Source organism: Streptomyces sp. B6B3 (assembly GCF_039871525.1).
Taxonomy (GTDB): Bacteria; Actinomycetota; Actinomycetes; order Streptomycetales; family Streptomycetaceae; genus Streptomyces.
In genome coordinates this window covers 726,568-738,846 of the sequence record NZ_JBDPLU010000001.1, presented here as the reverse complement: position 1 = coordinate 738,846, position 12,279 = coordinate 726,568, and the positions used below count along the sequence as shown (strand labels likewise).

Annotated in this window: 8 protein-coding genes; 6 read left to right on the top strand and 2 right to left on the bottom strand. The window is 74.2% G+C overall.

Going from position 1 to position 12,279, the window contains the following annotated elements:
* Positions 1–16: 16 nt before the first annotated feature.
* The 6 genes from ABGB06_RS03125 (at position 17) to ABGB06_RS03100 (ending at position 8,498) form a co-directional block, all read left to right on the top strand.
* Positions 17–2,293, top strand: a complete 2,277-nt coding sequence (locus ABGB06_RS03125) for a right-handed parallel beta-helix repeat-containing protein (protein ID WP_347585077.1) — start codon at positions 17–19, stop codon at positions 2,291–2,293.
* 11 nt (positions 2,294–2,304) lie between these two features.
* Entirely contained in the window at positions 2,305–3,270 is a 966-nt protein-coding gene (locus tag ABGB06_RS03120) for an RICIN domain-containing protein (protein ID WP_347585075.1), read from the top strand.
* Positions 3,271–3,340: 70 nt separating this feature from the next.
* Positions 3,341–4,435: a serine hydrolase domain-containing protein gene (locus ABGB06_RS03115; protein ID WP_347585074.1), complete on the top strand. Its 1,095-nt coding sequence runs from the start codon at positions 3,341–3,343 to the stop codon at positions 4,433–4,435.
* A 173-nt stretch (positions 4,436–4,608) separates the two neighbouring features.
* The gene (locus ABGB06_RS03110; RefSeq protein ID WP_347585073.1) at positions 4,609–6,270 is read left to right on the top strand and encodes a serine/threonine-protein kinase; all 1,662 of its coding nucleotides are present in this window, start codon (positions 4,609–4,611) and stop codon (positions 6,268–6,270) included.
* 98 nt (positions 6,271–6,368) lie between these two features.
* A complete protein-coding gene (locus tag ABGB06_RS03105; RefSeq protein WP_347585072.1) occupies positions 6,369–6,950 on the top strand; it encodes a YbaK/EbsC family protein in 582 nt (193 codons plus the stop codon).
* Between the two features lie 228 nt (positions 6,951–7,178).
* Positions 7,179–8,498, top strand: coding sequence for a M20/M25/M40 family metallo-hydrolase (locus ABGB06_RS03100; RefSeq protein WP_347585071.1), 1,320 nt, complete (start codon positions 7,179–7,181; stop codon positions 8,496–8,498).
* Positions 8,499–8,514: 16 nt separating this feature from the next.
* On the opposite strand, the gene ABGB06_RS03095 is transcribed toward ABGB06_RS03100, so the two are convergent.
* A complete protein-coding gene (locus tag ABGB06_RS03095) occupies positions 8,515–8,892 on the bottom strand; it encodes a VOC family protein (RefSeq protein WP_347585069.1) in 378 nt (125 codons plus the stop codon).
* 117 nt (positions 8,893–9,009) lie between these two features.
* Positions 9,010–12,087 (bottom strand): ThuA domain-containing protein, encoded by a 3,078-nt coding sequence (locus ABGB06_RS03090; RefSeq protein WP_347585067.1) that lies wholly within the window; start codon positions 12,085–12,087, stop codon positions 9,010–9,012.
* Positions 12,088–12,279: the final 192 nt, after the last annotated feature.

Below are 12,279 nucleotides of genomic sequence, written 5' to 3'. Positions count from 1 at the left end.
AAGGAACGAACTGCTGATGACGGACGAACCGATCCGCGTGGCCCCGCGCACCAGGGGCGCTCACCGGACCATCACCGACGCGCTGAGCGCCGCCCCCGCCGGCGCGGTGATCAGCATCGCGCCAGGGGCGTACGCCGAGTCGTTCCGGCTGGTCCGCCGGGTGACGCTGCGGCCGCACCACGGCGAGGGGTCGGTCACCATCGCGGTGCCGGCCGCCGCCGGGGCGCTGACCGTGGCGGCGCCCGACTGCCGGCTGCACGGCCTGGTGCTGCGCGGCGCGGACCCGGCGGAGGCGCTGCTGCGGGTCGAGGACGCGGCGGGTCTGACCCTGGAGGGCTGCACGGTCAGCCACGGCCGCATCGAGGTGCTGGGCTCCCGCGGTTCGGCCGTCCCGCCGGACGTGCCGGTCGGCGACATCCCGCTGGACCACGACCTGTCCGCCGAACTGGCCGACCCCACCGCCGGCGGGGTCCTGGTGATCCGCCGCAGCCGGCTGCGCGCGGCCCGGCACACCGCCCTGCACCTGACCGGCGACGCCCTGGCCCGCCTGGACGACACGGCGATCGAGGGCGTGGAGGGCATCGGCGTGGCGGTGTCGGGAAGCGCCGTGCTCCGGGCCGATCTGCTCCGGGTGCACGGCGGTTCCGGCTCCGCGCTGCGCGCCCGCGACTCCTCCCGCATCCTGCTGCGCGGCAGCGTGCTGCGCGGCGCGGGCCGCAACGGGGTGCTGGTGCAGGACGCCGCCGAGGCGCTGCTGACGGACTGCCGGGTGGAGCGGCCCGCCCGCTCCGGGGTCCGGCTGGACCACACGGCGCGCGCCGAGATCGACGAGAGCACGCTGGCCGGCGCCCGGCTGTCCGGCGTCGAGGTGCGCGACCAGTCGCGGCTGACGATGCGCGGGGTGCACGTGACCGGCGGCGAGACCGGCGCGCGGCTGCGCACCACCGAGGAGACGGTGCTGCTGCACTGCTCGTTCCTCGGCCAGAAGGGCAACGGCATCGAGCTCACGCCCGGCGCCGACCCGCGGCTGCGGGGCGTGCGCGTCGCGCAGAGCGGCAAGCACGGCATCCTGGTCGGCGAGGCCGCGCGCGGCGCGTTCGAGCACTGCGACGTGATCGCCACCGCCTTCCCGGCGCTGCACGTCGCCCGGGACGCCGCGCCGCGCTTCCGCGGCTGCCGCGTCTTCAACGCGGCCCAGGACCTCGGCGTGGCGGAGGGGGCCCGGCCGTACTTCGAGAACTGCGTCGCGGTGAACGTCGCCACCTCCCGGCTGCCCGGGCCCGGCGACCGCGGCCACCAGGCGCCGCCGACCCCCGGGCGCCCCGGCGCGCCGCCGGCGCCGGGCGCCACGGGCCCGACACCGCATCCGGCCGCTCCGCTGCCGAAACCGGGCGCGGCGCCGGGGGCCGGGACGGGGACGGGGACGGGGGCGGGACCGGCGCCGGAGGCGGAGGCGGGTACGGCGCCCGAGGGCGAGACGAAGTCGCTGCCCGAACTGCTCGCGGAGCTGGAGGAGCTGGTCGGCCTGGACAACGTCAAGCGCGACGTCGGCGGCATGGTGAAGCTGATGCAGACGGTCCGGCTGCGCCAGCAGGCGGGGTTGCCGGCCCCGCCGCTCAGCCGGCATCTGGTGTTCGCCGGCAACCCGGGCACCGGCAAGACCACCGTGGCGCGGCTGTACGGGCGGCTGCTGCACGCCCTCGGGCTGCTCGCCCGGGGCCATCTGGTCGAGGTGGACCGCAGCGCCCTGGTCGGCGAGTACGTCGGCCACACGGGCCCGAAGACCACCGAGGCGTTCCAGCGGGCCCGCGGCGGCGTGCTGTTCATCGACGAGGCGTACGCGCTGACGCCGCCGGGGGTGGCCCAGGACTTCGGCCAGGAGGCGATCGCCACGCTGGTGAAGCTGATGGAGGACCACCGCGACGAGGTCGTGGTGATCGCCGCCGGCTACCCCGGTGACATGGAGCGTTTCATCGACTCCAATCCGGGCCTGGCGTCCCGGTTCACCCGCTCCCTGCACTTCGCGGACTACATCGACGACGAGCTGGTGCAGATCGTCGAACACCACGCCCGCAAGCACCGCTACGAACTCAGTGACGAGGCCAGGAAGGCGCTCACCACCTTCATCTCCGCCGTCCCGCGTGGCAAGCGGTTCGGCAACGGCCGGGCCGCCCGCCAGCTGTTCCAGCAGATGACGGAGCGCCAGGCGATGCGCGTCGCCGAGCTGACCGACCCCGACGCCCAGGCGCTGATGGTGCTGGACGTCGACGACCTGCCCCTTCCCACCCCGTGAGGTACCGAGCCATGGCCAAGTCCGCCACGTCCCCCGAACCGCCGGAGCCGTCGGAGCCGGCCGCACCCGCCGCACCCGCCGCACCGGCCGAGCGGTCGGCGGGGTCCGAGCCGCCGACGCGCCGGTTCGCCGAGGTCTTCGCGCGCCGGCCGGCCGTGGCCCGCCGGGGTCTGGTCCCGGGGACCCGGGTGTTCGCCTCGCTGGGCTGGAGCGCCGCCGCGGCCGGCGCGGTGGCCCTGACCGTCTGGGTGGCCGGAACGGTGCTGCCCGACGGCGGCGACTCCGCCGAGCCGGTGGCCGCCCGCCCCTCCGCCACCCCCAGCGAGTCGCCGTCCGTCGAACAGCCGGAACCCGACCCCGACCCCGAGCCCGAACCGGAACCCGAACCCGAACCGGAACCCGAACCTGAGCCCGAACCCGAGCCGGAACCGGAGCCCGACCCTGAGCCCGACCCTGAGCCCGAACCCGAGGCGGACGACGAGGACCCGAAGAAGTCGAACGACAACGACGACGAGCAGAACTCCGGCTCGCCGAACGCGGACCAGAACACGGGCCCGGTGCAGGACGGCGCGACCTACCGGCTGTACAGCGGCCCCGGCGGCTGCCTCGACGTGGGCGCCGACCCCGCCTTCAACGCCAACGCCCAGCAGTGGACGTGCAACGGCACGAACGCCCAGGCGTTCACCGTGCGCTCCCACGGCGCCGACACCTACACGTTGACCGCCAAGGGCCACTGCCTGGAGGTGGGGGACGCCTCAACGGACATCGGCGCCAACGTGCGGCTCTGGGAGTGCAACGGCACGCCCGCCCAGGACTGGCGCATCGAACGCGTCCCCAACGGCTCGTACCAGCTGGTCTGGCCGGTCAACGGCTACTGCCTGGACGTGGACCACTCCCAGACCCACGACGGCACCGATGTCCGGACCTGGCCGTGCAACAACACCATCGCCCAGTGGTGGCGGTTCGAACGCTGGTGACCGGCCCTCGGCGGATTGCCAGACATACCCCTTAGGGGTATGGTGGCGGTCGACCGAGGGAGGGCGTGGCATGAACGTCGAGGGGTTCGTCGCGGACGGGTACGAGGCGGTGCGCGAGGTCTTCCAGCGCCTGGTCGACGAGGGCGAGGAGACCGGCGCCGGGGTCTCCGTCTGGCGGGACGGCCGGGAGGTCGTCCGGCTCGCTGGCGGCTGGGCGGACGCCGCGCGGACGCGCCCCTGGCGGGACGACACGCTGGTGCAGCCCTACTCGCTGTCCAAGGCGTTCGTCACACTGGCGGCACTGGTGGCGGTCCGCGACGGGGCGGTGCGGCTGGACGAGCCGATCGCCCGGTACTGGCCGGCGTACGGTGCGCACGGCAAGGAGCGCACCACCCTGCGCCAGGTGCTCACGCACCGGGCCGGCCAGCCGCGGTTCCCCGACGACGCGGCGGGCCTGGACCTCCTGGACGACGCCGGGCTGCGGGAGAGCCTGGTGCGATCCGCGCCGGAGTACGCCCCGGGTGCGTCGCTGGGGGAACACGCGCTGACGTACGGCCATCTCGTCGACGGCGTCCTGCGTGCCGGCGCCGGCACGACGCTGGGCGAGACGTTCCGCGACGTGGTGCGGCCCGCGTTGGACCTGGACGCCTGGTTCGGCGTGCCGGAGGAGGCGCTGGACCGGGTGGCCGATCTGGAGTACGCGGACCCGGAGTGGCCGCGGCAGCTGCACGCGGCGCCCTGGCTGCGGATCCCCGACGGCGCGCTGGACACCCGCCGGACGAACTCCCGGGTCTGGCGCAGGTCGGTCTTCGGCGCGGTCAACCTGCACACCACCGCGACCGCCATGGCCGGCTTCTTCTCCCGCCTCACGGACCCCGAGGGGCCGGTGCGCCGACTGCTGGGGCCCGAGCTGCACGACGAGCTGCTCGCCTCCCAGGTCACCGCCTTCGACGAGGTCTTCGGCACCCGGATCACCTGGACGCTGGGCTTCGTGCGCGACCACGGCAAGATCGCCAAGGGCGGAATCGGCGGCTCGGCCGCGTGGTGGTCGCTCCGCCACCACCACTCCTGCGCCTACCTCACCCGGCGCCTGGCCGACCACTCCCGCGCGGCCCGCATCGCCGCGTCCCTGAACGACGACCTGACCGTGGTCGGCGAGGACTGACCAGGCCCCCGCCCCAACCCACCCCCACCACACGGTCTCTGACCGCCGGAAGGCATCCGGGGCCGGGGACGCGGTGGTTGTAGCAGAACTGAGTCGTTGTCGTCGGGGCGAAGGAATCCGGCCATGGCTAGGGTGAGCGGGTGCCAGCGCCTCTGAATGCCGAAGACCCGACCATGATTGCCGGTTACCGCCTCACCCACCGCCTCGGGGAGGGTGGGATGGGCAAGGTGTATCTGTCCCGCACGCCCGGCGGTCGGCCCGTCGCCATCAAGGTGATCCGGCCGGAAATCGCGGGCGATCCCGAGTTCCGGCGGCGGTTCCGGCAGGAGGTGCAGGCCGCCGAGCGGATCCAGGGACTGTTCACCGCTCCCGTCATCGACAGCGACGCGGACGGTCCGCAGCCGTGGCTGGCCACGGCGTACGTGGCGGGGCCGTCCCTGCACAGCGCCGTTCGGGAGCACGGCCCGTTCCCGGTGGCGGCCGCGGCTCGGATACTGGCCGGCATCGCCGAGGCGTTGCAGGCCATCCACGGCGCGGGCGTCATCCACCGGGACCTCAAGCCGTCCAACGTCCTCCTCGCCGCGGACGGCCCGCGGGTGATCGACTTCGGTGTCGCGCGAGCCGCCGACGCCACGTCGCTGACCCGAACCGGCGTCGCCGCGGGGACCCCCGCGTTCATGGCGCCGGAGCAGGCGGTGGCCCAGCAGGTCACGCCGGCGGTGGACATCTTCGCCCTCGGACTGATCGCGGCCTTCGTCACGGCGGGCGCCCCGCCGTTCGGAGACGGTTCCTCACCGGCCGTGCTGTACCGCGTCGTTCACGAGGAGCCCGACCTCTCGGCGGTGCCGGCCCCGCTCCGCGAGCTGACGGCCCGTTGCCTGACCAAGGACCCGGCCGGTCGCCCCTCGCCCGCCCAGGTCATCGAGATGTGCCAGCAGCTGACCGACACCGGCCCGCAGCCCGCGAGTGGCTGGCTGCCGCCCGCCGTGACCGCCGAGATCGACCACCACGCCGCGACGGTCACCTCCCTGGCGGCCCAGCCCGTCCCGCCGGCCACGCCGCCCGGCACGTTCGCGCCCGGGACGTTCGCGCCCGCCGGGTACCCCGCCACCGCGCCCGCCACGCCGCCCCACGTTCCGCCCTCTCACGTTCCGCCCTCCCACGTTCCGCCGCCCCCCGCCGCGCCGCAGAACCGTCGCGGCGGGCGAACAGTTCTCCTGGCGGCCGTCGTCACGTGCGCGGTGCTCGCCGGCGTGGTGATCGGCGCCATGACGCTGGGCGGCGGAGGCGATTCGGACGGCGGTGACGCGGCTGGGAACCCGTCGCAGACCGCCACGGACGACCCGAACACCGCAGGCGACGAGGAGCCGGCCGGGGGTGAGGAGGCGGCCGAGACGCCCTCGTCCGAGCCGCCGGCCGATCCGGACCCGGTGACCTACGAGGGCATCGAGATCTCCGACCAGCACACCATCACGCTCTCCGAGGATCCGCCGACTCCGGTGCACTCGGAGCTGGGCGCCGGGTACGAGGGCCACCTCGGCTACTACGGAGCGAGCATCTCCAGCTACGACCGCCTGGTGGTGACCAGTGACGGCAACACCCTGGCGCTCCTGCGGGCGGACGAGCCCGGCTCGCTCGACACCTGCCGCTCGGTGACCCGGTACGCGGACGAGTTCGAGTCGGAGGACGCCCCGCCCGGTTCGGAGATCTGCCTGGTCACCGCGACCGGGGACATCGCCCTGGTCACCATCCGCGAGTACGCGCCGATCGACTCCTCCAGCCAGTACGTCACCGTCGACCTCACGGTCTGGCGCGGCGCCGCGCAACTCGACTGAACCAACGGCCGGTCCCCTCCCGCCAGTCCCCTCCCCCGGGCCCGACGCCCGGGGGTGCGGTGGCCCGGCGCCGGCCGAGGGGCGCTACGGTGCGGGGCATGAACGACCCCATCGATCCGCCGTTCGGAAAGTTCCCGGCCGTCCACCGTGCGCTGGACGCCGCCGAGCAGGGGCTGCTGGCCGCGCCGGTGGCCGAGGCGCTGCGCGCGTGGCCGGCGCGGGACGCGGCCGAGGCGGCGCTCTACGTGGACACCGACCCGGAGAAGGCGGACACCGCCGTGTTCTGCGAGGTCTACGACGTGCCGCTGGAGGCGTCCGCGAACTGCGTGGTGGTCGCGGCCAAGCGCGGTGGCGAGACCACGCTGGCCGCCTGCCTGGTCCTCTCGCACACCCGGGTGGACGTGAACCGGACCGTGCGCAAGCATCTCGGCGCCCGCAAGGCGTCGTTCGCGCCCACCGACACCGCGACCGCCGAGAGCGGGATGGAGTACGGCGGCATCACGCCCCTCGGCCTGCCCGCGGGCTGGCCAGTGCTGGTGGACGAGGCGGTGCTGGCCGTGCCGCACATCGTGGTGGGCAGCGGCCGCCGGCGCGGCAAGCTGATCCTCCCCGGCGCCGCCGCGGCCCGGCTGCCCGGCGCCGAGACCCTCCCCGGCCTCGCCACGGCCCCGGAGGGGTAGGAGTCAGCGGAAGATGGCGAGGGCGTCGATCTCCAGGACGCCCTCGTCCGGGTCCCAGTGCCCGACCTTGCCCAGGCAGCGGGCCGCGAACGCGCCCGACGGCACGTCGGCGCGCAGGCCGCCGGTCCGGCAGGCGACGCGGACCCGCGGGCCCCTGTGCGCCTGTCAGGCGTGGCCGGCCGTTCCGGCGTCTCATTGCGAGGACAGCCGGCACAACGGGAGGACACCATGTCTGACGCGAAGCAGCACTCTCCCACCCGCCGGGCGGTGCTCGGCGGCACCGCGGCGGTCGGCGCGGGCGCGCTCCTCGCCCCGGGGGCGCTCGCCGACACCGCCACCACCGGAGCCGGAGCCGGGACGGGTCGGAGGGGCGTGGACCGGGCGGCCGTCGACGCCGTGGCGGCGCGGCTGGACGACGAACTCGTCGCGTTGCGCCGGGACATCCACCGGCATCCCGAGGGGCCCGGCGAGGAGCGCCGCACCGCGGCCCTCGTCGCGGACCGGCTCGGGGCCGCCGGCCTCGCCGTGACCACCGGCGTCGGCGGGCACGGTGTGGTCGGCGTCCTGCGCGGGCACTGCCCGGGCCGGACGGTCGGGTACCGGGCCGACATGGACGCGGTGCCGCCGTCGGGCCAGCTCTCCGGCGGCGCCACCGGTCCCGCCCACGTCTGCGGCCACGACCTGCACACCACGATCGGGGTCGGCGTCGCCGAGGTCCTGGCGCGGCTGCGGCACCGGCTCTCCGGCACGGTGGTGTTCCTCTTCCAGCCCGCCGAGGAGACCCTCTCGGGCGCCCGGGCCATGCTGGCGGACGGCGTGCTGGACGCCGGTCCCGCCCGGCCCGAGGAGATCCACGCCCTGCACTGCGGGCCGTTCCCGGTGGGGCGGTTCGCCGTCACCCCCGGAACCGGACTGCCGGGCCAGGACCACGGCTCCGTGACGCTCTCCGGACCCGACGCCGCCGATCAGGCCCAACGGCTGGCCGCCGAACTCGCCGCGCTCGCCACGGTGACGGAACCGGAGACCTCCGCCGACCTGGAACGGCTCGTCACCGACTGGCAGACGCCGGACGGACCGCTGACCCGTTTCGTCGCCTTCCGGGCCGCGGCGGGCGAGGGAGCCGAGGCCGGGACGGTGTCGCTGGGCTACCGCTGCTGGCCCGAGGAACGGTACGTCGAGGTCCGCGAGGCGATCCGGGAGACCGCGGCACGGTACGCCGGCGCGCGAGTGGACCTCGCCGACGAGCCGTTCCCCGCCATGGTCTGCCCGGCGGAGCTGGGACACGTCGCGGAACGGCATCTGCGCCGCGTCCTCGGCCCGGACGGGGTGACCGTGCTGCACGCGGCGCTGCCGTTCGCCGGCGAGGACTTCACGTTCTTCCTGGACCGGATGCCGGGCACCTTCACCTTCCTCGGCGTCCGCGCGCCCGGCGCCGACATCGCGACCAGCTTCCCGCACTTCGGCGCGTTCGACCCGGACGAACGCGCCATCGGCCACGGCGTCCGCGCGATGGCGGGCTGGCTCGCCACGCGGGCCGGCCGGGACTAGCCGGGCGGCCCGCGGGTCAGCGGCCCGCGGACTGTTCGAGGGCGAAGCGGTTGCCCTGGCCGTCGGTGAACAGGGACCAGAGGCCGAACGGCAGTTCGACGGGCTCCTGGAGGAACGTGACGCCGCGGGTGACGAGCTCGCGGTAGGTCACGGCGAGGTCGTCGCAGGCGAGGAACACGGGCGTGTTGGGCTGCCCGTCCGGCGCGTCGGGGGCGTCGCCGTCCCGGCGCTCCAGCACGACGAGCACGCCGTCGGGGAGGCGGACCTCCAGCCACCGCTCGTCGCCGTAGCCGGCGTCCTGGGCCAGTTCGGCGCCGAGCTTGTCGATCCAGAACCCCTTGGCGGCCTCCTGGTCGGCGACGCCGACCCTGACCTTCCTGGCGCCGGTGATCATCGCTGCTCCTCGCTCGGGCGTGCCGGGTCTCTCGGGACGCACCGAGCGTAGTGCGCTCCGCCCCCGCGCCGGATGCGGTGCGGGGGCGGAGTTGGGTGGGGTGCGGTGGGGTGGAGGTCAGGGCTCGGTGATGCCCTGGCCGGTGAAGTCGACCCAGTTGGCGTTGAGCTGGCCCGTGGTCTTCACGAAGTACAGCGGGCCGCTGGTGGTCGCGGTGTCGCCGGCGACCTGGGCGGTGAAGTCGCCGTAGACCTGCCAGTCGCCGGTCGGCTCGACCTGGATGGTCGCGACGGTGGGGCCGGTGTCGGGGTCGCCGGTGCGGACCTCGACGGTGGCGCCGTCGGTCGGCGAGGCGGCGCGCAGGCTCACCTCGTCGATGCCGGTGAGGTTGGCGGGGTCCCAGGCCCACCAGTCGCCGTCCTCGATGTGGCCGACGTTCTGGCCGCCGCCCGCCGTGTCGCCGGTCGCCTCAGGGGTGACGCCGGGGGCGCCGCCGGCGGTGGAGGAGTCCAGCCGTCCTGTGGTGTCGAAGTGTTCGGCCTCCCGGTGCTTGGGCTGGAGGACCAGCACCTCCTGGGTGGTCAGCGGCGGCGCGTCGCCGTTGCCCTGGTCGGTGTACGTGACGGTGACGGTGCCGAAGATGTTGGCGCCGGTGTGGCCGTCGTCGCCGGGCAGCGGGAACGTGCCCGAGCAGCCGTGGTGTTGCTCGTAGCCGTGGGAGTGCTCGTCGTGCCCGAGCGCGGGCTGCACGACGACCTGCTGGCAGTCGATCTCGGCGTCCTCGGCGTCGGTGACCGTGACGTCGTAGGCGATGGTGTCGCCGAACTCGAAGAAGCCGCCGTCGACCGGGGCGGTCACCTCCACCACCGGCGCGGAGTTGCCGGCCGTGACGTCCACGCTGGACACGGCGCTGCGGCCCTCGGTGTCGGTCACGGTCAGCCGGGCGGGGTAGCGTCCGGCCTCGGTGTAGGTGTGGGTGGCGGTGACGTCGTAGCTGTCGTCCTCGCCGTCGCCGTCGAAGTCCCACGCGTACGTGAGGCTCTGCTCCTCGGGGTCGGTGGATCCCGAGGCGTCGAAGGTGACCTCCAGCGGCAGCGGGCCCGAGGTGGCGCTCGCCTCGATCCGGGCGTTCGGGGCCCGGTTGCCGTTCGCGTAGTCGATGCGGTAGACGCCGGAGTCGGCGTTGTTGCCGCCGAAGCCGCTCCCCCACTCGATCAGGTAGAGCGCGCCGTCCGGGCCGAACTGCAGGGCGTGCGGGCGGATGAAGTTCAGGTCCGCGAGCATCCGGGAGACGTCGGACACGCCGGTGCGCTCCTCGTCGAGCTGGACGGAGAACAGCCGGCCGTCGTTCCAGTCGGCGAAGACGGCCTTGCCGTCGTAGTACGCCGGCCACTTGACCGCGGAGTCCAGGTCGGCGTCGTACTGGTAGGCGCCGCTGGTCATGGGCGCGCCGCTGCCGCCGATCTCCGGAACGCCGCTGCTGGCGGCGCCCATCCACATCTCGGCCGGGATGGCGGCCGGCAGCTCGCCGAGTCCGGTGTTGTTCGGCGAGTCGTTGACCGGGGCGCCGCAGTCGAACGGCTCGCCCGCGGTCTCGGTCTCGAAGTCGTAGTCGTTGTAGGGGGTGTTGGCGCCGACGCAGTAGGGCCAGCCGTAGAAGCCCGGCTCGTCGACGATGTTCCACTCGACGCGGCCGTCGGGACCGCGGTCGGGGTTGGCCGCCGCGGCGTCGGGTCCGTAGTCGGCGACGAAGAGCCGGTCGGTGGTCGGATCGATGCCGATCCGGAAGGGGTTGCGGAAGCCCATGGCGTAGATCTCGGGCCGGGTGTCCGCGGTGCCCGGGGCGAAGAGGTTGCCGTCGGGGATGGTGTACGTGCCGTCCGGCTGCGGGGTGACGCGCAGGATCTTGCCGTTCAGCACGGCGCTGTTGGCGGAGGTGCGCTGGGCGTCCCAGGGGGCGCGTCCTTCGCGCTCGTCGAGGGGCGAGTAGCCGTCGGAGTCGAACGGGTTGGAGTTGTCCCCGGTGGCGATGTACAGGTTGCCCTGGGTGTCGAACTCCAGGGCCCCGCCGGCGTGGCAGCACTGGTCCCGCTGGGTGTCGACCTCCAGCAGCACCTGCTCGCTGGCGAGGTCGAGCGAGTCGCCCTCGACGGTGAAGCGGGAGACCCGGTCCACGGAGTCGGAACCGTCGGGCGAGTGGTAGAGGTAGAGCCAGCCGTTCTCGGCGAAGCCCGGGTCCAGCGCGAGGCCGAGCAGCCCGAACTCCTGCCCGGTGTACACCGGCAGGGTGCCGGCGGTGACGACGGTGCCGTCGGGACGCACCACGCGCACGTCGCCGTTGCGTTCGATGTAGAAGACCCGGCCGTCGTCGGCGACGGCCAGCTCCATCGGGTTGCTGGTGTTGTCGTCGAGGGTGACCTTCTCGAAGTTCCGGCTCAGCGACGCCGAGCAGTCGGCGGGCAGCACGCCCGCGGCGGTGCGGATGCCGCCCAGCAGGTGGCCGAGGAACTGCTCGTCGGAGTACGAGGCGGCGTCGTGTCCCATGCCGGTGTACCAGGCGCGGCCGCCGTCGTGGTTGTGGCACCAGGAGATGGGGTGCTCTTCGCCCATCGTGCCGCCGGTGTACGAGGTCTCGTCGAGTGAGGCGAGGACGTGCACGTCGCCGCGGGGGTTGGCGCCGTAGTTGTACCACTCGTCGGCGCGGTTCCACCGCACGGGCAGGTCGGCGGTGGAGGGGTGGGCGGGGTCCTCGACCTTGACCGTGGCCTGCTGCGGCTCCGGGTGGCCGGCGAAGTAGGCGCCGACCAGGTCGCCGTACCAGGCCCAGTCGTACTCGGTGTCGGCGGCGGCGTGCACGCCGGCGTAGCCGCCGCCGGCCTGGATGTACCGCTCGAACGCCGCCTGCTGGTAGTCGTCGAGGACGTCTCCGGTGGTGGAGAGCCAGATGACGACCTCGTAGTCGGCGAGGTCCTGGTCGTTGAAGACGCTCGCGTCCTCGGTGGCGGTGACGTCGAAACCGTGTTCGGCGCCGAGCCCTTCGATCGCGGCGACGCCGGCCTCGATGGAGTCGTGGCGGAATTCGGCGGTCTTGCTGAACACCAGGGCGTTGAACGTCTCGTCGCCATGGCCCGGATGGGCGGCGGCCAGGCCGCCGCCCGTCAGGACGGCGAGCGTCGCGGCGAGCGCGCACGCCACGACGGCGCGGGAACGTCGGAAGCGCCGGACGCGACCGACGGGACGGGAATCTCGGAATGGGGCTGTCAACACGTACTCCTCACGGGACGGATGGGCGTGCTGGTGCGACGTGCTGGGCCGCGGTCGGCTCAGGGCGACCCGCGCGGTGGTGCGGCGCGGTGAGCGGTCACGCGGCGGGGAGCGTGCTCGTTC